The organism is Sporolactobacillus nakayamae, from assembly GCF_900113325.1.
Taxonomy (GTDB): domain Bacteria; phylum Bacillota; class Bacilli; order Bacillales; family Sporolactobacillaceae; genus Sporolactobacillus; species Sporolactobacillus nakayamae.
Window position 1 is genome coordinate 1 of sequence record NZ_FOOY01000034.1, and the last position, 21,197, is coordinate 21,197.

Sequence of the window (21,197 nt, forward strand, 5' to 3'; positions counted from 1 at the left end):
CTAAGCATGAAGCCCCCTTCAAGATGAGATTTCCCATGATTTTAAATCAGTAAGACCCCTTAGAGATGATGAGGTTGATAGGTCTGGAGTGGAAGCACGGTGACGTGTGAAGCGGACAGATACTAATCGGTCGAGGGCTTAACCCAGAACTTTGGATGTTTTACTTGACAACGCAACTTTTGTTACCGGTTTTGAAGGCTCATGTGAGCCGGTTCGTCTGGCGGTCATAGCGAAGAGGTCACACCCGTTCCCATCCCGAACACGGTCGTTAAGCTCTTCTGTGCCGATGGTAATTGGGGGCTGTCCCCCTGTGAGAGTAGGTCACTGCCAGGCAATATATTAATATTGATTGTGCTTCATGGCATTTGTCGGTAGATCACTCCATAGTGTTTATATCGTGGTGGAGCAAAGTGATCTGAATGATAAAATGCTATGAAGCCTTTTTGGAGAGCTGTCCGAGTGGCCGAAGGAGCACGATTGGAAATCGTGTAGACGGTTATTGAGCCGTCTCGAGGGTTCGAATCCCTCGCTCTCCGTTGATACATAATCATTACCCATACGCAAACACCCGGAAGTAGCCATTTTAAGGCATTTCCGGGTGTTTTATTACACGTTAAGAAAGTATGGAGTTTTGCCTTGCTGGTACGACGATAAGGCCATAAGATTCGGTTGGGCGATCAGGTAAGCGCCCAATCTGAGAAATAAGCGGAAAAATTCCGCTTAATTACAAAATTAATGAAAAAATTGCTTAAATAGACGGAGAAATTCCGCTTATCGAAACCGAAAAACGTGAAAATTGAGGGTTTTTCTGTGCATAAGCGGAAAAATTACCCTTATGTACCTGTGAAACAAGCGGCAGGATGCATATAACCGGAAAATCTCCGCTTATTTTACGCGTTACTTAATTATGGACCAAAATGATTCATGAAAAGAAACTGTTTGTTCAAGACAAGCTTGATGATTCAAAAACGCATTTGAAGCAAAGGAGCTTTCGACTTAAAGGAGTTTTGTATCTAAACTTTAAAATAGGAAAAAGAACGATCGCAAACAGCAGAGGAGCTTTCGCTAAATGTAAGGGAAATGGAGCTTTCGCCAATTACGTATACGTCCTGTATGCAACGCGAAAGCCACTGGTCGGCGATAAAAACCAATTGTTCTGGTCACTATTTTTTGTGGCTTTTTTAATGCAGATAGTATCCGATTTAGCGAGTGCAGGCATTGCTTTATGCCCTTGGTGATGGAGAAGATACTGGGACCTTGGTTAAAAGCGCCGATATGGCCATGTATGAAGTGAAAAGCAAAGAAAAGAACCACAATGCACTTGTGCACCGACGAAATGAAGGACAAGCTGCAGATGAGGCTATATATGCATTGAGGAAAAATGAATTGAGCGTTGTTTATCAGCCTCAGATGTGTTCAAAGACGGATCACGCTGTCAGTGATGAAGCGCTGCTTCAGATGGAGACATACAGAATTAGGGGTCATACCGTCCGGTGTATTCATCGAGTTTGACGAGCAAACCGGATTAATTAACCCAATTGGCGAGTGGGTATTGAAGACGGTGTGTGCTCAGTTGAAAAAGTGGCTCAATAATGAGTCTTCCCGTAATACGTGTTGAGCGGATTTTTACTCAATAATTGGTTGAAAATAAACAACTAAACTGTCGAAAAACTCACAGACGTTTTCAAGAAGTCTGTGAGTTTTTTGCTAAGTATATTAAATGATTTGTTACTGAATTTTCCAGTGAGTTAACTAATGAAGAACGTTTATACTGTAGTAACTATGCATTTTACTCGCTACGTTATCGCCAGAACGTAGCTATAGGTGCAAGAAGCCTTGCCTAATGGTATAAGACTGTCACTGCAATAAATTAATGAGACCCTTTAGTTAGCCATGGTTTACATCGGTAACACAAATACAATTTTAAAGTAGATGTCGTAGATTGCTACTGAAAGTACTGCTCCGCTTCTGTAAAACGATTGGGTCTCATCGCCAGGATACGCTTATTAGTTGGTGGTTGACCTCCTCGTCATTAATTCCAAGGTAAAAACGTGTTTCTTTTGGCGATTTGTGTCCCAATAGATACATTGTTTTCATAATATCATGATTGCTGTCTATATAAAAACGCCATGCCGCTGTTTTTCGAGTCGTGTGGCAGCTAATATATTGAGCATCAAGTCCCGCGAAGTCAGCTGCCCATTTTAATAGTTTATGAACCCACTGTCTTTTAAATGGAAATATGAGATCCTCATCTTTTTTTGTTTTCAAATAGCTATCCATCCGCGTGCGGCAGCTGTCGTTTAATATGATGACGCGTTCCAGACCGGTCTTCATTGTTTTTACATGGACATAGCCGTTTCGTATGTTTTTTTTTCGAAGAGAGAGGATATCCGATACTCTTAGTGCCGTAGAAAGTGCGAATTCAAAATAGAGTGTATATACGTCACCTTTTTGACGTGTAGCTAACGCTTCAAAGATTTCCTTGATTTTTTTTGGATCCTTAATGGGTATGCTTGCCACATTTCTCCCTGCCCTTCATTTATAAATAAACCATATTCTAAACGAAATAAAGCGCTTATTGTAGGCGCTTTTATTACTATCTCATAAGCAGGCTACGTTCTGGCGATAACGTAGCCTGCTTTCGTGAATTAGGGGATGACATTAATGATGTAAGAGCGATAATTTTTACTCGGATTTAACTATAATTTTGTATCAAATAAGCGTAAGCGGAGAAAAAATGTGACAAAGGAGTGTAAAAAGGTGCAGCTGTTAGCAACAATTTATAACAAATTTGTAATTGATTTGCTTCATTTAAAAAGCAGATCAGCTGAACAGGCAGTAACTTCAGAAAATCTCATTACCTTAGCAAAAAGAAAAAAGGCAATACTCGATGAAATCGTTCCACTAATGGAAAAAATATCAAAAAGTACAGATGGAATCACGCATCAATTGGAACACATGTGCCAAAATGCAGAGCTTATTTATAAACAAGTGAACATAATTACTGAGAACGTCCCTAATTCTGTTAATCACTGCGATTATAGGGTTGCAACAGACATGTTTGGAAAGCGATTATTGGGTCAAGTCACATGGCAAATTAAGATGATTATGAGTTCCTTGAGGGAAATTGACAAGGCATTGGATGAATCAAACGATCAAATTAATGTGATCAGAGGAATGAATCACTTGATTCGTGATAGTAGCAAAAAGATACTGGCACTTACTTTAAGCGTTTCGTTTAAAGCGGGCGGTAGTGATCAAGAGGCAGGGAGTTTCGCCGTCTTTAGCGATGAAATTAGGAATTTTTCGGAGCGGATAGTCCATTCAACAAAGCAAATAGAAATAACTCTCTCAGAAGCGCAAACAAAAACAAACTTTTTAATTGAATCGATGAACAAAGGATTTTGGGAAGTGAATAAAGGGCTGAAATTAGTTGAACAAGCCAATGATTCTTTTAACAATATAAACAGCTCGGTTTGCTTGGCTAATAAGGATATTAATAACACGATACGTTTACTATGGTCGATAAAGAGTGATAATGGGAAACTTGTTGAATCGCTTGATCAAATGGATCAATTGAGAAATGTAATTAACTATAATATTGAGTGTGTATGGGCTGTTACAGAAAAACGGCCACTAGTAATAGAGTGATGGCAAAAAGTCTAGTAGCCGCGCCTAAATGAATACAGACAGCGGCAAATAATTTTACAGGTCAGAAATCGCGATTCATTAAAATAAATTATACTTTTGATACGGAAAAATACATACCTTTTTCATTAAAGGTGGCGATAACTCCGAATCATCCAAGAATCCTTGAACGAATCCTTCTGACAATTATTTTTGAATTGGGGGTTTGATGGTGGAGCGGAAGATGATTATTATAAAATTTTTAGATCGAAGGCGGTCAACATGGTATAAGATAGACGATTTGATAATTAATTGTAAAAAATCCCATTATCATAAGGGCGAGGTTGTCCACGCTAATGGAAAGGACTATTGTGTTATTGATGACCATAATTATTTACGCGTACAGCCCATGTGTAGAGAAATCAATTTATACAGACCAATACCTTTGGATACTTCTGAACTTAATGTTGAGCAGCTTGCTGAAACTATATCCATGGATACATAATGTTTGATTTTGTTTTTTAACGTAAATCGGTTATACTAAAGAAGTTGTCTTTTTGAAAAATTAATTATAAAAAACACTTGCAATTTGTTTCGATTGGTGATAATATTTTAAAAGTCGGCAGCGAGATGTTACGACAATTGCTTTTGGCCCGTTCGTCAAGCGGTTAAGACACCACCCTTTCACGGTGGGTTCATGGGTTCGAATCCCGTACGGGTCATTGTTTTACTTGATTTTTTATAAGCCATGTAGTAGAATATAGTGGTGTTTTTAATGGCTTGTACAAAATTATATGGAGGATTAGCTCAGCTGGGAGAGCGTCTGCCTTACAAGCAGAGGGTCATAGGTTCGAGCCCTATATCCTCCACCATATTATCGCGGGGTGGAGCAGTCTGGTAGCTCGTCGGGCTCATAACCCGAAGGTCGTAGGTTCAAATCCTGCCCCCGCAATTGTGGATCCGTGGTGTAGGGGTTAACATGCCTGCCTGTCACGCAGGAGATCGGCGGTTCAAATCCGCTCGGATCCGCCATTTTATTTTGTTTATTTCAGCAATTGGCTGATCACATAATGCATTATCTTTTTATTTTTACATAATGGCTCGGTAGCTCAGTCGGTAGAGCAGAGGACTGAAAATCCTCGTGTCGGTGGTTCGATTCCGCCTCGAGCCACCATTTGTTCGTGCCGATCTAGCTCAATTGGTAGAGCAACTGACTTGTAATCAGTAGGTTGGGGGTTCAAGTCCTCTGATCGGCATCATTTTTATTATAATCAATAGATGCCCAGTATTTATTCCTTATTTTAACTATTATGGAGGGATAGCGAAGAGGCTAAACGCGACGGACTGTAAATCCGTTCCCTACGGGTTCGAAGGTTCGAAGGTTCGAATCCTTCTCCCTCCATTTACATAGTATAGGGGTATAGTTTAAAGGTAGAACAGAGGTCTCCAAAACCTCCAGTGTGGGTTCAATTCCTACTACCCCTGTTGCTTTAAAATAATGTTTAAAGCAGGGGAAAATAAGCTGACGAAGAGATTTGACAGACATTTTTCCGGAGTTTTGTTTTAAGCAATATTATGGCGGTTATGGTGAAGTGGTTAACACACCGGATTGTGGTTCCGGCATGCGTGGGTTCGATCCCCACTATCCGCCCCATAAATTTTGGCCCATAGCCAAGCGGTAAGGCAACGGTTTTTGGTGCCGTCATGCGCTGGTTCGAATCCAGCTGGGCCAGTTATATGCGGAAGTAGTTCAGTGATAGAACATCACCTTGCCATGGTGGGGGTCGCGGGTTTGAATCCCGTCTTCCGCTCCATTATATGGCGGCATAGCCAAGCGGTAAGGCACGGGTCTGCAAAACCCTTATCCCCGGTTCGATTCCGGGTGTCGCCTCCATTTACTTACTTCTACTGCCATTATTTTTTATTGTGCCGGTGTGGCGGAATTGGCAGACGCGCATGACTCAAAATCATGTTCCTTCGGGAGTGTCGGTTCGACCCCGACCACCGGTATACTTAAGTCTTATCGGGCACCGATAAGAGATCAGAAATTGCTCGGAAATGTTGTTAAATCAACGTTTCTGGGCTTTTTTGTTTTTAGGGAAATTCGAAAACGATAGTAAAATAAAGGCTCTGTACTAAATGCGGCGGTAGAAGTGAGTGGATCAAGGCTTTCAATATTTCTGAGTGAAAGCTATATGGAGTGTACTCTTTATTCTAAGCAAAACATTAGGGAGTTACCGGTTATTAACATGGGATACCGATAGCAAGCAGCGAAAACGTCCTGCGATTTGAGGATGAGAGTAGAGAATCTACTTTTAAAAGGGATGATCCTAATGCGATGTGCGAGCTTATCCCAACAAAGATAATAGTCAAATGATCCGCTGCTCGATTCATTATGAGACTGGAGCACTGCTCAAATAGGTAAAGCAGTTTCGGAGCTTATTTGCAAAATTCAAAGGCGGTTCCATTGATTGTGCGTGCACGTACAGGAGATTCGGTTGTGTGAAAATCCAGTGATTATGGAGGGCACTTATGATCATTCCGTTCTGTGCCAGTGCCCATATGAAATTTGGTACTTCTTCTTCAAGAAGGGCTATTTCAGCCAGATTAATCGCATTGCCAGACTCATCAAGCGATTCGAAGGTTACACTGGCGGGAACAATGCTTGAACTTTTTTTACCCTGAATGGTTACATTGAATGAACGGTGGAGTGGAACGGAACAAACACCATTTTCAAATTTTGGTTGTGCGTTAAATACGGCTGCAAATTGTTTGCAAATATCTTCTGTATCGGGCATATGGATCACCTCGCCTTAATATATGCGGGGAGCAAAGAGAAATAGAACAAATAGTCGGGATCCAATCATCGTTCTCGGTGAATTTATAGGAAATGTTCTTTATGTATATTGCCATGGCAATATACACTTTATGAACCGGGGGATGAACGTCCAATGTATCCATAAATTAATCGCGATAAAACGAAGAGTCGAACATCATTTTTACATTTAGATTAAACTTTGTGAAACCATCTTTCAAAATAGACAAATCGTGCTAGACTAATCATTTGCGAGGCGTTTTTTCAGTAATAGTTTCCATTTTAATTGATGTTCAACTCGAGATGGAAATGCATATAGGATGAAAGGTGATCGTTCACATGGGGTCAACTACTAAGCAGCGGATTACATGGGTAGATATAGCAAAGGCGCTGGGAATCATTGCAGTTGTGTTCGGGCACGCCATTGATTCCGAGCGGGATATACGTTCTTTTGATCTCGTTTATGATGCCATTTATTGGTGGCATATGCCGTTGTTCTTTATTATCGGTGGATTTTTTTTAAAACCGCTTGCTCGTAATTGGGAAGCAATTCGTCAATTCTTATCTCGTCGCTGCAAGCCATTAATCGTTTCCTATCTTCTAATGGGCAGCTTATTAATTATGCTCAGTCACTTTGTCCGTAATCAGGACTGGTCGTACACGGCATTCTATTTTGTACGGTTGCTTTACGGCGGACGAACCTTAAATAATTACTTAAGTATTTTTTGGTTCATCAATGTCTATATTCTCACATTGATCGTTGTCATCATTTTAATTTCTTGGGTGCGTCCTGCGATTTTGCAATGGATCATCAGCTTGACTCTGTTCGCCATTGGAACAATTCATCAACAGCCGGAGTTCTTAGGGCACCCTTATTTCCCATGGGACGTCCAGGTTGTATTGATTACTACCACTTATATGCTGGCCGGATACTACGGGTTCAAATTGCTTCAGACCATTTCTCATAAATACATTACTCTTTTGTCTATCGGCATTTTTTATATGCTTCTCATCCATGACCAAGTGACACGGAAAATCAATTTCACATTATATCTGAAATCAGATAATTTAAATCATACGGGGTTGGCATTAATTACACCGCTTGTTCTATGCCTCGGGGTTATATTAGTTTCACAAATAATAAGTGAACTTAAATTATTTCATTGGCTTGTGTTTTGGGGACGTCACACGGTGCTGATTATGTTTTGGCATCGAGCGCTTTTTGACCTGCCGGAAATCATGGGCCTGCCTAATCATTGGCTGTTAAAATGCCTGATGGGCTTATTAATCCCTATTTTGGCTGTACTTGTATGGAAACAATTCAGACATTTTCTGATGCACCATCGTCCAAGACAATTTGTGCACAGCTGATATTGGTTCAGATGAGAAGGAATGAATGAATCCTTTTAATAATGCGCATTAGAATGTTGAAACAGGCAGGCAATTCAGAGGAAATCAACGATTCTTAGGTATCTCTAGTTTTTTTGTATTTTTTGTTTACCCGATGTCTCGCAAATGCCTTTATTAAAAACTGTGTCCTATCACTCCGCATTTAATTTTGTTATAGTTACGTTAGTTGATACGTTTTTGAGAAGGATATGTAAAAAGTTTATAAAAATCAATGCCTATGGAGATCTCCGACTATTCCGTTTGGCGTGCTTTGTGCACCATTGATTTATTGATTCAGACGAAACGACGAAAACGTCGCACGATAAATGAAGCGAACAGGTGTGTGTAGGTACTTATGGTTCAATTAACAGAAAAGATAATAAAAAACTATTTTTCCCCGACAATCTATCAACGTGGCTATAGCTATTATCTCGATGGATATGTGGAAAGTCTTTATTTTGACACGGATACCGATACGTGGCAAGCTGAAATTGAGGGGAATGATCTATATCACGTCAGTGTACACTTTGAAGGACGTTCGCTATACTATGACTGCGACTGTCCGGCTGCCGAGCAATTTTCATCCCCTTGTAAGCATGTGGCGGCTGTTCTTCTGGAAATAAAAGAAGGGCAAGCAGAAGGGCGGCACGTACCGAACTATCATGAGACCGCTCGTTCCAGCGAGATGTTAACGGGCCAATTGATTGATACGTTTTCACGCGTTCAGCAGAAGGAATATGATCGGCGGCATGTCGACCGGAAACAGGCGATGCAAATCGAATGGTCGCTTGGCCTTCATTCATCCTGGCTGACTTTGCAGATGAAGACCGGAACCAAAAGACTTTATGTTGTCAAGAATATCAGGGATTTTATCCATGCAGCGATAAAACAAGTTCCGTACACGTTTACGAAAAAGTTTACATATATACCCTCAGAACATGGGTTCACGCCTGAAGATCAGGCGGTTATTGAAATGCTCGGGCAGCAGATGAGCTATAGAAATTACAGGATGATGCAGAACGCGTATACCGGAAGCTACTCAGCTGTCGACGAGCGCCAATTCATTATACCGCCGATGCTGTTTCCGAAACTCCTGAACAAGCTCCAATCCTGCTCCTTAAATTTTGACAACGGCTTATTGGGCGGTAGTCAGATCATTGTACATGAACATGAACGTCCATTTGCGCTTCATCTCAATGAGCGTGCACAAGGCGACTATGAGGTGGATCTGTCCGATTTGGACGATGCTGAGTATCTCGATCAATATGGTTATCTTTTAAAAAATGGAGAATTATATCACCTTTCTTCCGATCAGCGAGGGTTGGTTGGTGAACTCTTCTCGATTGTCAGCCGCTCCGGAATCACCGCACTGCCGATTAGAAAAGATCAGATTGAGCCGTTTCTTTCCCACGCGGCACCCGCTTTGAAAAAGATCAGTGAACTGACGATTGCCGATACGGTTTCTGAGCGCATCGCATGGCATCCGCTGCACGCGAAACTACTGGTTGATCGTGAAGACGACCAATTGACTGTTCAGCTCGAATATCATTATGGTCAAGCGGTTGTGAAACCTTTTGAACAGGATGAAGGTGCCGGGGCGGATGATCAGATCTTTATTCGCGATGCGGAAAAGGAACAAGCAATTATGGATATTCTTGAATCCTCTTCGCTTAAAATCAGCGGCAAACGGCTCTACGCCGAGGGAGAGGAGAACATCTACGAATTTTTATATGGGGAACTCCCGGAACTAGAAAACGTTGCGGAAATTTTGCTGACCAATTCGGTGCGAGGGCTTTTGATGCCGGATCAAAAGACTCCATTTGCGAAGATTGATACGGATTCCGGCGAGAATTGGCTCGATGTCCGCTTTCAACTTGATGGAATCGAGGAAGGCGAGATTCAGAACATTCTTCAATCACTTGTTGAAAAGAAGCGCTATTATCGCCTCCCGAGCGGCACCTTTGTCCCTTTGGAAGATGAGGCGTTTGCGTCCGTCAGACAGATGCTGGATGAACTGAACGTATCAAAGAAAGAACTTAAGGATAATCAACTGAACGTGCCGATTTATCGCGGCGGACAAATTGACTTAATCCTTGGTGAAAAGCACGCATCCATTGGCTTTGGCAAGGGATTCAGGCGCTTTTTGAACCGACTGAAAAACCCGGAACTGATTGAATTTGAGTTGCCCGATTCGCTTCACGCCGAGCTCAGAGACTATCAATATTACGGCTACCAATGGATGAAAACATTGGGGAATTACGGCCTTGGCGGCATTTTAGCCGACGAGATGGGGTTAGGCAAGACGGTACAAAGTGTTGCGTTTCTTTTATCGGAAAAGGAAACGAAGTCCGATGTTCCACCGGTATTGATTGTCACACCGGCATCACTGATTTACAACTGGAAGAACGAACTGACAAAATTTGCGCCGGATCTGGAGGCTGTCGTTGCATCCGGAACAGTGCTGGAACGGCAGGCATTGCTTGAACAAGAACAGAAACCCGATATCTGGATCACATCGTACCCAACGCTGCGGCAGGACATCGACGCTTATGAGAATGAAAAATTCAGTACACTGATCCTTGACGAAGCGCAGACAATCAAGAATTTCAACACAAAGACAGCTAAAGCCGTTCGCAAAATTAAGGCAGGGAACCGGTTTGCGTTGAGCGGAACACCGATTGAGAATTCGATTGATGAGCTTTGGTCGATTTTCCAGACACTTTTACCCGGATTCTTCCCGAAGCTTTCAGATTTTAAAAAGATGGACGAAGAAAAAATTGCGCGCATGATCCGGCCGTTCTTGCTTCGCCGCGTGAAGAAGGACGTTTTATCGGAACTTCCGGATAAAATTGAAACGATTCAAAGCTCCGAACTGACAAAAGATCAGAAAGGGCTTTATCTGGCATACCTTGAAAAAATTCAAAAAGAAACAAAGGATTCCCTTGAAAATGAAGGATTTCAGAAGAGCCGGATCAAGATCCTTGCAGGGCTCACGCGTCTCCGGCAAATTTGCTGCCATCCTGCTCTCTTTGTGGAAGACTATCATGGAGAATCCGGCAAGCTGGATCAGCTGCTTGAAATGATCTCCGATTATCTTGAGAACGGCCGTCGTATCCTTATTTTTTCACAATTTACCAGCATGCTGGCGATCATCCGTACGGCCTTAGAAGAGAAAGGACTGAACTTCTTCTACCTTGATGGGCAGACTCCGGCAAAAGAACGCGTCGACATGGTTGACCAGTTCAACCAAGGGGAGAACGCTGTATTCCTGCTCTCATTAAAGGCGGGTAACACGGGGCTCAATCTGACCGGCGCCGATACGGTAATCCTTTATGACTTGTGGTGGAACCCGGCGGTCGAGGATCAGGCGATTGGCAGGGCGCACCGCATTGGTCAGCGCAACGTCGTGCAAGTGGTCCGCATGCTCACTCAAGGCACGATTGAAGAAAAAATACATGAACTGCAACAAAAGAAAAAGGACTTAATTGAAACGGTCGTTGAATCCGGTGATCAATCACTGTCACGGATGTCCGAACAAGAAATTAAAGAGATTCTGAGTATTTGAGCGGGGTTAGAGAACATCTCAAAGAATGATGCTTGAAAAATCTATTCAATGTGCATGTGTGTGAGGCTGGATGAATTGGCAGCGGCAGAAAAAACCGGGCCTAAAAAGATTGACATAATAATTGATCATTTTAAGAAACGAACGTACATTCCGTGATATAATTACGGACAGGCAATAGAAGATGCATATGAGCGGATGCGGTGACACCCTTGTGAAAGGGGGTGCGGCCAATGACAGTATTTGAAGCGATGACACTTATGATCAGTTTTGGAGTGCTTATCTTGATGCTGTCAGACAGAAAGAAATAATCCGCTTCATATGCTCTTGCAGGAGCTGAAGCGGATCGTAGTGAAATACGCTATGTTGATGAAGCACTGCATCCGCTCTACGCGGATATTGCCATCCCGTCAGTGTTCAAGCACTGGCGGATTTATTTTGCCTTGATTTAATACTATTATACACAGTTCATATCATTTAATGCAATTGTTTGGCTGTTGCTGCGCTGTGAAATGAATCTGAGCACCGATTGTACGGAACAGAAGAGCATCTCCACCTGATTTCAGGTGGAGATGCGTTTACCTTTTATTTGAGACAATCAAAGGTTCTCCTGCAGTGCTCAGGGAGGTTGGATAACCAGATAGTCAACTGATTCACCGGTTCAGAATCCTTCAAGTCCCTTTGGAGTCTGCTCAGGCAATGGATCATCTCCGAAATAGCGTTAGGATATCATTCCTTCCTCTAAATTTCTCCAGAGGTGGTGAGCTTCTCGGGCAAGATGTTCTAATAAATCCGGTGGTGCAGTGGTAATCGCGGCACACTGCTTGATGAGTGCATCTAATTCTAATTTGAATTTTTCTAGATCCTTTGTTTCGGAGATAACCATTTGCCGAAAAGCGTTTAAAACGGGTAACATCTCAGTGCGTGGTTTTCGTACTATTGTATTTAGAGCGTTAGCTTGAAGAAAAAGTCGTTCAAACTTATGTGTCATTCCCCGTACCTTATCTTGCAGTTCATAATTTGTTGGATCTAAATAATGCTGTACAAAGGCAAGATGATCAGCCATTTGTCTCAACCAAAACGAGCTTTCGTGTAAGACTGAATCCGATACGAGAACGTGACCGCCACTTTTCATTAAATTAAACACATTATTGGACTCCTCGGCTTCTCGAATCATATGATCCATAAGCGCTACTGGTGCCGAAACAATCACTTGACATCGTAAAGCCTTACCCATGCCAAGGGTAAGAAAATTTTGAAATTCACTGATTGCTTGTTGCGATTCATTAACCAGAATAGTAAGATCTCCCTGCTTCTGTTCCGCCCTCTGCCATATCCCTGCCAAATTCTGAACCATACTTTGGTTTACACGGGCTAATTCCAATTCATGATGACTGATTTCCCTATCAAAAAATTGACCATGCTCTAAATTACTTCGCAACCAAAAGGCTACGATCCCGTAGGCATCCCTTTCGTAATTATCCATATACCCCATAAATATACACCTCTTTTCATTTATACCGGATATGATTTTATTCTGAGGAAATTTGAATATGCAAAAGTGATTATATTACAGTCAAAAAAAAAGACTTTCAATTGAAGGCCAAAATATAACAAACGGCTCGCACTCGATTTATTTATTGCAGTTCATAATATGAAATTAGAGGATATGGTCTGTAAGGTGAAAAACAGTCATACCATTATATTTTTCTTCCGCATAGGCATAAAGACAAGCCGAGATTTAAGCATCGCGGCTCGGTTTTTTATGATTAGTGCTGCTTGCTCGGGGCATTATCACCCTGACGCTGTCTATTTTTTCTATCCTTTTCCTGTCTTTCATGCAGTTTTCCCACGAATTCATGTGTACTGCCTTGCTCCAAGAGGAAATGATTGAAATAAAAAAATCTCCTTTTCAGGAGATTTTTTTAGGAGACTTATTAAATTAAACCTTGTGCAACCATCGCATCAGCTACTTTTGTAAATCCGGCGATATTTGCCCCAACTACTAAGTTGCCAGGGTAGCCGTATTCTTCAGCAGCCTTTACGCTGTTACGGTAAATGTTAACCATAATTTCATGAAGCTTGCTGTCAACTTCTTCAAATGACCAAGAAAGTCTTGCACTGTTTTGAGCCATTTCTAGAGCTGAAACCGCAACACCGCCAGCATTTGCAGCTTTCGCTGGTGCAAATAGTACTTCACTGTTTAAGAATACATTCACTGCTTCAAGAGAGGATGGCATGTTAGCCCCTTCACCAATTGCCTTAACCCCATTTGATACCAAAATTTTTGCAGAGTTTACATCAATTTCATTTTGTGTTGCACAAGGAAGGGCAATATCACATGGAATGGACCAAATGCCTGAGCACCCTTCAAAGTATTGTGCTTGTGGATGATAATTGACGTATTCGTAAATTCTCTTACGCTCAACCTCTTTAATTTGCTTAATCGTTTCAACATTTAAGCCGTTTTCATCATAGATATAACCGTTAGAATCACTGCAGGCAATAACTTTAGCGCCGAGCTGTTGCGCTTTTTCAATTGCATAAATGGAAACATTTCCTGATCCGGAAACAACGACGGTACTTCCTTTGAAGCTTAGACCTTTATCCTTCAGCATTTCTTCAACAAAATAAACAGCACCATAGCCGGTTGCTTCTGTTCTTGCTAAGCTTCCGCCGTAAGTAAGTCCTTTACCGGTAAGTACGCCTGGTTCATTATTGCCGCGAAGCTTCTTGTACATACCAAATAGGAAACCAATTTCTCTGCCCCCTGCACCGATATCTCCTGCAGGAACATCGACATCAGGTCCGATATGACGATATAGCTCTTGCATAAAGGCTTGGCAGAAACGCATGATTTCACCATCAGATTTACCCTTAGGATCAAAGTCAGAGCCGCCTTTACCACCGCCGATTGGCTGGCCAGTTAAGGAGTTTTTCAAAATTTGCTCAAAGCCTAGAAATTTAACAATGCTGGCATTAACAGATGGGTGGAAGCGAAGTCCGCCTTTGTATGGTCCAATTGCACTGTTAAATTGAACGCGGAACCCACGGTTTACTTGAACTTTACCGTTATCATCTACCCAAGGGACGCGGAAAGAAATCACTCTTTCTGGTTCCACAATTCTTTCTAAAATGCCTTGTTCCATATAGATTGGATGTTTTTCGAATACAGGGATGAGGGAGTTGAAAACTTCCTCAACAGCCTGATGAAATTCACATTCAAAAGGGTTGCGGTGTTTTACCGTTTCAAAAACCTCACTCACGTAGTCTCTCACCGCATGAATTCCCGATTTTTTTACATCCTCGATCGTTTGCATAGAAATCAATCCCTTCACTTATTTTGAAAATCTATTTTATCAAGCCTGAAAATTCTTTTTTTGTGCAAAATTTATTTTATAATATATAAATAATCTAAGCAATATGAATTAGAGACAAGTTTAATGCCGAAATCAGATGGATAGATAAATTTACCATTATTTTTAAGCGCAAGGGGTGGAATGAATGGAGTTAAGGCAGATTCACTAGTTTATTGAAGTAAGGATACTATAATCTGCTTTAACAATAAAAGATGCATCAACATTTTATGAGAGAGACTCCAACCGGACTTGAATCAGCGATCACTTCTAACCATAACTGATCTGGTTGTTTCTATTGAATTGATTTTATTGGATAAATTTGGATATAATGTTTTTGTTTTATTTCAATAATTGATCACTTTAAGACCCAAACGTACATTCCGTGATATAATTACAGACAGGCAATAGAAGATACATATGAGCGGATGCGATGACAGCCTTGTGAAAGTGGGTGCAGCCAATGACAGTATTTGAAGCGATGACGCTTAAAAACCCCCGTGCAGTGTAATTCTTTCAGAAATGATCACTTCATAGAGGAAGACAAGTAAGATAACGGAGATTAACGTAATGACAATCGCTTCAATTTTTCTGAAGCCGAGTTTCGTCAGTAAAAGCAGGAGAAGTACGTCGAGTACGGTCAGTGAAACACCGACGACAAGCGGGATGTGAAACAACAACTGAAGGGCAATCGCACCACCAATGACTTCAGCAATATCGGTGGCACAGATGGCCGCCTCGGTGGTCAGCCACAGAATCACGCCAAGTGCCTTCCCTGTATGGGCACGGGTAGCTTAAGCCAAATCCATTCGCGTGACAATACCCAGTTTCGCAGCCATGTACTGCAGCAGCATCGCAATCAAACTCGAAATCAGGATAACGGAAATAAGCAGGTAACCATATTGTGCACCGCCGCCAATCGACGTGACCCAGTTTCCAGGATCCATGTAGCCGACAGCTACCAGGGCACCGGGACCGGAGAATGCTGCCAGTGTCCGCCAGAAGCTGCCGTTTTTTGGAACGGCTACCGTACTGTTAATTTCCTCAAGGCTTGGTCCGTTCGCATACTTAATCAGTTTATGCGGCTTTGTTTTTTTCATCGCATGTTCCAGTTCAGTCATTCGTTCATACCTCTCATAAATTTTTAGAAATCTGCCCATAGCCCTTCGGCTGCTCATGGCGAGTTCCCCAATTATTTTCCTGCACCTTCTGTCTAAAGAAATTATGGTCACGGTAAAAATTCAATCCAACGCGCGTAATTCTTATCATGAACATAAGCTCTTTAAGACCAGAAAACATGAACGTCTCAAGTGATCAATCGATCAGCTCCTCTCTTGCTTAGATGAATTTGTTTTTTCTTTGTGGAATTAAAGTTTACATAGGGAAACTCTAATTCACCCATGCAATATACATCCGTTTTCTTTAATGCGCAACCCTGATTTATTATTTTTTTGTGCCCTGCAAAAATAGGGTGAAAATTTTTTCGAATGGGGAAGGAAGAGCGCTGAGCAGAATGAGGCAAGGAGTGAACATTTGGACATCAGCGCTGATTTTTTGCGCGCGGTAACATTAATGATCCGTTTTGGGGTGCTTATCTTAATGCTGTCAGACAGAAAAAAATAACACAGGTCGTGCGATTTAATGCAAACATAGGTTAGGCTTTGAATTCGAGTCATGACAAAGCACATTAGGACTGTGATTAACTTTATTATCGTTAGTAATATATTTTCTCTATTTATATAAAAACGATATAATAAGCTTCTTCATAGATCTCATTATATATAATTAATATATGTAACGGGATGAATTCTAGACTTTATACTATAAAAATCCATATATGTAGTTAAAATATGTATTAATTATATACTAAGCTGTATAATAAAAATGGAAGGAAGTGATGAAAATGGCCAAGACGATTAGCAAAGAAACGATTTTGAAGCGGATTAACCAATTTATTGATGGCGAAGGATATCGTAAGGATTATTTGGCGGATTTGTTAGGAAAACAACCGCAAACCATTTATAAACAATTAAGTGGCAAATATCAGAATGTGGAGCAGTTTGCCGTCGATTTGGCAAAAGTACTCAATAAAAGGAACACCTTCTTTATTGAAGAAAACTTTTCATATCAGCCGGAGATTGATGATGAACAATCCGTGATGTACTCATTGGGTTCGATCAGCCAGGAAGGAAAGAAGGAACTAGGGCTCATTTTCACACTGTGTGAGCTGATTGATATTTATGATCATAAACCTTACGTGGATCGATTGGAGGAATAGTATGCCAGAGTTAAAAACTCAGGATTTGGATCATATTTTGGCGGCAAATCGAAGTATCAATGACGGGGTATCGAAAATCCTTCAAACGTATCTTGAAAAAGAACATCCTAGAGGTTGGAACCGCATTGATGGAGCAAAGAAATGGATCAAAGAAAATGGATTTATGATCGAGGCTCCTATTAACGACACTTCCTTAGGCGGTTTTGTTTTCTTTAGAGGAGAAAGTACGAAGAATATATGCTTTATCAATACCAATCAGCCGCGAGTCTATCAGAATTTCGTACTGTTCCATGAACTCTATCATTTCCTTACCTTTGGACGTCACACGGATACTGTCCGGGTTCTAGGAGGAAGAATACATTTTCTGAAAACAGATATTGACATAGAGAACGAGGAAAGGCGAGCGGATTATTTTGCTTCGTTGATGCTTTTGCCTGAGAATGACGTTGAAGAATTTTATTCCTCTCTTGCATCAGAGAGCAAAGAAGACACGATTTATTATACAATGTATCATTTCCAGGCTCCATATAAAGCGGTGCTGATCCGTTTGTATGAGCTCCGGCTCATTAATTTAAGAGAATTGGTCGGGCGGTTTGAAAAAAAGAATGATTTTCATGCTGCTTTTCAACGAATGGGCTTAGATACAGCATCAGTGGAAATGAGCAAAACAATTGACCTTCGATCAGTTAAGGAATTAATGCATAATAATCGGTATATGCTTCCTGAGTTCACAAACGAAGAAAATGACAAGTCATTGAAAAGTATTGAGCAAAAAATCAACGAACTAAGGAATTTGATCAATGATCATTAGAGATATTGAGGATATTTATAAAGTGATTCAGGAAGAATCCTTCTTTTTTTTCTATGATACTGTGGCCCTGTCCCATCATCAATTCATATTTGATCAAACAGGTACGAAATTTATCCAGCACTATTTTACACGGCATCATCCGATCTGTCTCACTCAAACGATTATTAGTGAGACGAAACATGAAAAGAACGCCGGCTATCAGCAATACTTTAAAGAACTTCCGTTGCTCATGATCATTAATGAAGAACTATTTCCCGGTTTACTCAGAAAGGTCTTTGAAAATGAGCATCAGGTCAATCGTTGGTTGAAGAAGACGGCTGTGCACGTATTCAAACCGATAAACGCATTGCATAACGAGTTAAAACAGCAAAGCAGAGCAGAGGACATCATCGCTATTTATCACCGTTTTTTTCAAAAGAATGCCAAAAATAAGGGCGAGTATTCGTTGATTTGGCTCTCACAAATCATTCAGCTAATCAAACCAACATGCCATGTTCGATTCATTAGTGAAGATCGAGATTTGTATAAGCTAGGCTATTATTACTTTCTCACGAGCCCTCGCTTTGAAGAACAACTCGCGAATCAAGGCAATATCGGATTTCTCAGTTCTGATGTGATGCTGGCATCGGTCATCAGAGAAAATGAGAGTATCCAAGATATCGAAAGCCTATGTCGTTATTATCGAGATCCGAACAGAAAAGTACTTTATCGTGAGCGAATTAGTGGGATAGAAGAAATCATCACAAAGGAAAAAGCTTTTTCAAACCAATCCTTTATTGAGCAGATTCGAACAAATAAAATACGGATTATTTATTGAGAGATCCCGAGCGCAGCCAATGACAGTAGTTCAAGCGATGACACTTATGATTCGTTTTGGCATGCTTATCTTGATGCTGTCAGACAGAAAGAACTAATCCGTCTCATATGCTCTAGCCCGAGTTGAGACGGATTATCCCGTTATGGTTATGAAATTTCAGCATCGCTCCGCTCTACGCGGATATTGCCATCCCGTCAGTGTTCACTGCACTGGCGGATTTATTTTGCCTTGATCTAATTTTATTTTACACAGTTCGCGCGAGTTAATGCAATCATTTAAAAGTATTGTCAGCATTCATTCTCATAAGAAGGGCTTGCTTTTTTTATTCGCATACTGTCATTTTCCATCCATTACCGGTTCAAAGGAGGTGCGAACTCATTGTCCACTGCGCCAGGACATCTTTTGTCGGTGTGCTGGGTGCCAAAACGAACGTACAAGGGCCTTCATTAATTGATCTAGATCAATGTTTTATTTATAGAATCATTTTATAATAATAGTTGAAAATGATTATCACTATCATTTGATCTCATCTTACTTATTATGGAGGTACCTTCATGGTCCATAAAGAAGCAGGACATCGTTTCTTGGCGCGTCTCGGGAAAAAACGGTTACGTCCGGGCGGCATTGAAGCCACACACTGGCTTTATAAGCAAGCGAATCTTTCCGAAGGGAAAAAGATTCTGGAAGTAGCGTGTAATATGGGGACAACAGCTGTCGAGGTCGCTCAAACCTATCATTGCTCGGTTGTTGGTGTTGATTTAGATCGCAAGGCATTGAAGAAAGCGGAGGCCAATATACGCAAAGCCGGTGTTGAAAAGTACGTATCTGTTCAGTACGCTAATGCAACGAATCTGCCTTTTGCCGATCAAAGCTTTGATGTCGTGATTAATGAGGCGATGATGACGATGCTGCCTAAAGCGGCGAAACTCAAGGCAGTTCAGGAATATTATCGCGTATTGAAGCCGGGAGGTGTCTTGCTAACCCACGATGTATCGTTCCAGGAGCTGCAAATGGAACAACTATTAGAAAAACTGCGAGAGACGATCAATGTGCGCGTTGAGCCTCTGTCGGTGGAGAACTGGGAACAGCTCTTTCGTCAGGCAGGCTTCGCGAATGTAACGACAAAATATGGCGCGATGACGCTACTCTCGCCTCGCGGAATGATTCGGGACGAAGGCATATTTGGCGCAATGAAAATAATCAAAAATGGATTAAAGAAAGAGAATCGGACGATGTTCCGCCAAATGTTTCATTTCTTTAACCAGACGGGTAAGAATTTAAAGTATATTGCTGTGTGCAGCAGAAAGTGAGGCATATCTATGTCAGACTTTATTAAAAATTTAACCGCAAAAAAGGTACTGGATCTGAAGAAAGAAATTCCAATCAACAGCCATCTTGTTGTCAGCAAGACCCTGGTTCAGCAGCCCCATGTTGGGATGACACTGTTCTCACTGGACAAGGATGAGTCTATCAGTGCACATAAAGCAACCGGTGACGCGCTCGTCTATCTGCTCAGCGGCCATGCTAGAATAACGCTGGACGGCGAAGATTTTAACGTTTCCGAAGGCGAGAGCCTGCTTATGCCAGCCGGGGCGCCGCATGCACTCTATGCAGAGACCGCCTTCCAAATGCTGCTCGTTGTTGTTAAATAAGCAGATTGCAGCGTTGACGTCAGGACGGCAAAAAAATTCATAATTTTTCTAATGCGAAACGATGGGTAACGCGTAGTTCACGGATTGAAAAATCAACGCTGAGGATTGGAAAAGTCAGTACTTTGAATCAGTCAGAGTGCTGACTTTTTTTGGTACATGTAAATTCAACTGCATCGTCGGCGTAATAAAAAATTCCCTTATACAATTACGGACAGGCAATAGATGATGCATATATGAGCGGATGCGGTGACACCCTCAGAAAGGGGGCGGCGCCAATGACAGTGTTGAAGCAATGACACTTATGATTAGTTTTGGAGTGCTTATTTTGATGCTGTCAGACAGAAAGAAATAATCCGCCTCATATGCTCTGGCGTGAGCTGAGACGGATCGTATGAAATACGCTATGTTGATGAAGCACTGCATCCGCTCTACGCGGATATTGCCATCCCGTCAGTGTTCACTGCACTGGCGGATTTATTTTGCCTTGATCTAATTTTATTTTACACAGTTCGCGCGAGTTAATGCAATCATTTAAAAGTATCCTTATACGAACAGGAAAGTTGACCAGATCATTTATAGAGCTTGTTCACGGCTGCTTGAGTGGCCTTACCGGCATTTAAGCATGTAAATCCGTTAATTCAGGACTGTGTTCAATCGGAATTTCCGGCATTGTAGGGACGGGAAATCCTTCTGGCGGATCGACCACATGTAATTCACCACCGTTTCGATTTGGTGTTGCCCCTTGAAAGATCTTTTGATTTTGGTGGACGTAAACTTTAGATCACTATTCGATTATTGCGACTGTCCGGCTGCTGAACAGTGGCGTCAGTGACAGTAAGATTCGGAGTGTTTGTGACAATTTTATGAGTCGCAGATTTCTATTGACAAAA

At 41.5% G+C, this 21,197-nt stretch carries 16 protein-coding genes, 14 tRNA genes, 2 rRNA genes and 1 pseudogene; 27 read left to right on the top strand and 6 right to left on the bottom strand.

The window, feature by feature from the left end; translation table 11 throughout:
• The 5 genes from BM003_RS16225 to BM003_RS18295 form a co-directional block, all read left to right on the top strand.
• Positions 1-146 (top strand): 23S ribosomal RNA (locus tag BM003_RS16225); the annotation flags it as partial.
• Positions 147-216: 70 nt separating this feature from the next.
• Positions 217-333, top strand: a 5S ribosomal RNA gene (rrf, locus tag BM003_RS16230).
• Positions 334-445: 112 nt separating this feature from the next.
• A tRNA-Ser gene (locus BM003_RS16235) sits at positions 446-536 on the top strand.
• A 682-nt stretch (positions 537-1,218) separates the two neighbouring features.
• Positions 1,219-1,512, top strand: coding sequence for a hypothetical protein (locus BM003_RS17760; protein ID WP_177184843.1), 294 nt, complete (start codon positions 1,219-1,221; stop codon positions 1,510-1,512).
• Positions 1,442-1,618 carry an EAL domain-containing protein gene (locus tag BM003_RS18295; RefSeq protein ID WP_425441063.1) on the top strand — a complete coding sequence of 59 codons (177 nt, stop codon included), beginning with the start codon at positions 1,442-1,444 and terminating at the stop codon, positions 1,616-1,618. The genes BM003_RS17760 and BM003_RS18295 overlap by 71 nt, the downstream gene beginning before the upstream one ends.
• 368 nt (positions 1,619-1,986) lie before the next feature.
• Here the strand turns inward: BM003_RS18295 and BM003_RS16250 are convergent, their stop codons facing one another.
• Complete coding sequence (locus BM003_RS16250; protein ID WP_093674697.1) at positions 1,987-2,520, bottom strand: tyrosine-type recombinase/integrase; 534 nt, start codon at positions 2,518-2,520, stop codon at positions 1,987-1,989.
• A 240-nt stretch (positions 2,521-2,760) separates the two neighbouring features.
• On the opposite strand from BM003_RS16250, the gene BM003_RS16255 reads away from it, so the two are divergent.
• From BM003_RS16255 to BM003_RS16325, 14 genes are all read left to right on the top strand, one after another.
• On the top strand, positions 2,761-3,651 hold the full coding sequence (locus tag BM003_RS16255) for a methyl-accepting chemotaxis protein (protein ID WP_093674698.1): 891 nt from the start codon (positions 2,761-2,763) through the stop codon (positions 3,649-3,651).
• 626 nt (positions 3,652-4,277) lie between these two features.
• A tRNA-Glu gene (locus BM003_RS16265) sits at positions 4,278-4,349 on the top strand.
• 74 nt (positions 4,350-4,423) lie between these two features.
• Positions 4,424-4,499 (top strand) — tRNA-Val (locus BM003_RS16270).
• A gap of 6 nt (positions 4,500-4,505) precedes the next feature.
• Positions 4,506-4,579 (top strand) — tRNA-Met (locus BM003_RS16275).
• A gap of 4 nt (positions 4,580-4,583) precedes the next feature.
• Positions 4,584-4,659: transfer RNA gene (locus BM003_RS16280), tRNA-Asp, on the top strand.
• Between the two features lie 66 nt (positions 4,660-4,725).
• A tRNA-Phe gene (locus BM003_RS16285) sits at positions 4,726-4,801 on the top strand.
• 9 nt (positions 4,802-4,810) lie between these two features.
• Positions 4,811-4,883: transfer RNA gene (locus tag BM003_RS16290), tRNA-Thr, on the top strand.
• 56 nt (positions 4,884-4,939) lie between these two features.
• Positions 4,940-5,029, top strand: a tRNA-Tyr gene (locus BM003_RS16295).
• Between the two features lie 12 nt (positions 5,030-5,041).
• Positions 5,042-5,112, top strand: a tRNA-Trp gene (locus BM003_RS16300).
• Between the two features lie 93 nt (positions 5,113-5,205).
• A tRNA-His gene (locus tag BM003_RS16305) sits at positions 5,206-5,281 on the top strand.
• 7 nt (positions 5,282-5,288) lie between these two features.
• Positions 5,289-5,360: transfer RNA gene (locus BM003_RS16310), tRNA-Gln, on the top strand.
• 6 nt (positions 5,361-5,366) lie between these two features.
• Positions 5,367-5,441 (top strand) — tRNA-Gly (locus BM003_RS16315).
• Between the two features lie 6 nt (positions 5,442-5,447).
• A tRNA-Cys gene (locus BM003_RS16320) sits at positions 5,448-5,521 on the top strand.
• Between the two features lie 34 nt (positions 5,522-5,555).
• Positions 5,556-5,637, top strand: a tRNA-Leu gene (locus tag BM003_RS16325).
• A gap of 383 nt (positions 5,638-6,020) precedes the next feature.
• Here BM003_RS16325 and BM003_RS16330 read toward each other — a convergent pair.
• On the bottom strand, positions 6,021-6,425 hold the full coding sequence (locus BM003_RS16330) for a DUF1259 domain-containing protein (RefSeq protein ID WP_093674700.1): 405 nt from the start codon (positions 6,423-6,425) through the stop codon (positions 6,021-6,023).
• A gap of 356 nt (positions 6,426-6,781) precedes the next feature.
• On the opposite strand from BM003_RS16330, the gene BM003_RS16335 reads away from it, so the two are divergent.
• From BM003_RS16335 to BM003_RS18300, 3 genes are all read left to right on the top strand, one after another.
• On the top strand, positions 6,782-7,813 hold the full coding sequence (locus BM003_RS16335) for an acyltransferase family protein (RefSeq protein ID WP_093674701.1): 1,032 nt from the start codon (positions 6,782-6,784) through the stop codon (positions 7,811-7,813).
• A gap of 373 nt (positions 7,814-8,186) precedes the next feature.
• Positions 8,187-11,396 carry a DEAD/DEAH box helicase gene (locus BM003_RS16340; protein WP_093674702.1) on the top strand — a complete coding sequence of 1,070 codons (3,210 nt, stop codon included), beginning with the start codon at positions 8,187-8,189 and terminating at the stop codon, positions 11,394-11,396.
• A 230-nt stretch (positions 11,397-11,626) separates the two neighbouring features.
• Positions 11,627-11,704: a putative holin-like toxin gene (locus BM003_RS18300; protein ID WP_368656029.1), complete on the top strand. Its 78-nt coding sequence runs from the start codon at positions 11,627-11,629 to the stop codon at positions 11,702-11,704.
• Positions 11,705-12,114: 410 nt separating this feature from the next.
• Here BM003_RS18300 and BM003_RS16345 read toward each other — a convergent pair whose 3' ends face one another.
• From BM003_RS16345 to BM003_RS16360, 4 genes and pseudogenes are all read right to left on the bottom strand, one after another.
• Positions 12,115-12,888 (bottom strand): DUF2935 domain-containing protein, encoded by a 774-nt coding sequence (locus tag BM003_RS16345; protein WP_093674703.1) that lies wholly within the window; start codon positions 12,886-12,888, stop codon positions 12,115-12,117.
• 274 nt (positions 12,889-13,162) lie between these two features.
• On the bottom strand, positions 13,163-13,273 hold the full coding sequence (locus tag BM003_RS16350) for a DUF4023 family protein (RefSeq protein WP_093674704.1): 111 nt from the start codon (positions 13,271-13,273) through the stop codon (positions 13,163-13,165).
• A 57-nt stretch (positions 13,274-13,330) separates the two neighbouring features.
• Positions 13,331-14,713 (bottom strand): NADP-specific glutamate dehydrogenase, encoded by a 1,383-nt coding sequence (gene gdhA, locus BM003_RS16355; RefSeq protein ID WP_093674705.1) that lies wholly within the window; start codon positions 14,711-14,713, stop codon positions 13,331-13,333.
• A 554-nt stretch (positions 14,714-15,267) separates the two neighbouring features.
• Positions 15,268-15,849: pseudogene (locus BM003_RS16360) on the bottom strand (Nramp family divalent metal transporter); the annotation flags it as partial.
• An 803-nt stretch (positions 15,850-16,652) separates the two neighbouring features.
• On the opposite strand from BM003_RS16360, the gene BM003_RS16365 reads away from it, so the two are divergent.
• The 5 genes from BM003_RS16365 (at position 16,653) to BM003_RS16385 (ending at position 20,307) form a co-directional block, all read left to right on the top strand.
• Positions 16,653-17,027: a hypothetical protein gene (locus tag BM003_RS16365; protein WP_093674706.1), complete on the top strand. Its 375-nt coding sequence runs from the start codon at positions 16,653-16,655 to the stop codon at positions 17,025-17,027.
• Between the two features lies 1 nt (position 17,028).
• Positions 17,029-17,838 (top strand): ImmA/IrrE family metallo-endopeptidase, encoded by an 810-nt coding sequence (locus BM003_RS16370; protein WP_177184844.1) that lies wholly within the window; start codon positions 17,029-17,031, stop codon positions 17,836-17,838.
• Positions 17,828-18,655, top strand: coding sequence for a hypothetical protein (locus tag BM003_RS16375; RefSeq protein ID WP_093674708.1), 828 nt, complete (start codon positions 17,828-17,830; stop codon positions 18,653-18,655). Before BM003_RS16370 ends, BM003_RS16375 begins: the two co-directional genes overlap by 11 nt.
• Before the next feature lie 554 nt (positions 18,656-19,209).
• On the top strand, positions 19,210-19,965 hold the full coding sequence (locus tag BM003_RS16380; RefSeq protein WP_093674709.1) for a class I SAM-dependent methyltransferase: 756 nt from the start codon (positions 19,210-19,212) through the stop codon (positions 19,963-19,965).
• Between the two features lie 9 nt (positions 19,966-19,974).
• A complete protein-coding gene (locus BM003_RS16385; RefSeq protein WP_093674710.1) occupies positions 19,975-20,307 on the top strand; it encodes a cupin domain-containing protein in 333 nt (110 codons plus the stop codon).
• The last annotated feature ends 890 nt before the right edge of the window (positions 20,308-21,197 follow it).

Excerpts from the sequence above, each read along its gene's own strand:
- BM003_RS16375 (WP_093674708.1), top strand. The coding sequence starts at position 17,828 with ATGATCATTAGAGATATTGAGGATATTTATAAAGTGATTCAGGAAGAA.
- BM003_RS16370 (WP_177184844.1), top strand. The coding sequence starts at position 17,029 with ATGCCAGAGTTAAAAACTCAGGATTTGGATCATATTTTGGCGGCAAAT.
- gdhA (WP_093674705.1), bottom strand. The coding sequence starts at position 14,713 with ATGCAAACGATCGAGGATGTAAAAAAATCGGGAATTCATGCGGTGAGA.
- BM003_RS16335 (WP_093674701.1), top strand. The coding sequence starts at position 6,782 with ATGGGGTCAACTACTAAGCAGCGGATTACATGGGTAGATATAGCAAAG.
- BM003_RS16330 (WP_093674700.1), bottom strand. The coding sequence starts at position 6,425 with ATGCCCGATACAGAAGATATTTGCAAACAATTTGCAGCCGTATTTAAC.
- BM003_RS16345 (WP_093674703.1), bottom strand. The coding sequence starts at position 12,888 with ATGGGGTATATGGATAATTACGAAAGGGATGCCTACGGGATCGTAGCC.
- BM003_RS16385 (WP_093674710.1), top strand. The coding sequence starts at position 19,975 with ATGTCAGACTTTATTAAAAATTTAACCGCAAAAAAGGTACTGGATCTG.
- BM003_RS16380 (WP_093674709.1), top strand. The coding sequence starts at position 19,210 with ATGGTCCATAAAGAAGCAGGACATCGTTTCTTGGCGCGTCTCGGGAAA.
- BM003_RS18295 (WP_425441063.1), top strand. The coding sequence starts at position 1,442 with ATGAAGCGCTGCTTCAGATGGAGACATACAGAATTAGGGGTCATACCG.
- BM003_RS16365 (WP_093674706.1), top strand. The coding sequence starts at position 16,653 with ATGGCCAAGACGATTAGCAAAGAAACGATTTTGAAGCGGATTAACCAA.
- BM003_RS18300 (WP_368656029.1), top strand. The coding sequence starts at position 11,627 with ATGACAGTATTTGAAGCGATGACACTTATGATCAGTTTTGGAGTGCTT.
- BM003_RS16340 (WP_093674702.1), top strand. The coding sequence starts at position 8,187 with ATGGTTCAATTAACAGAAAAGATAATAAAAAACTATTTTTCCCCGACA.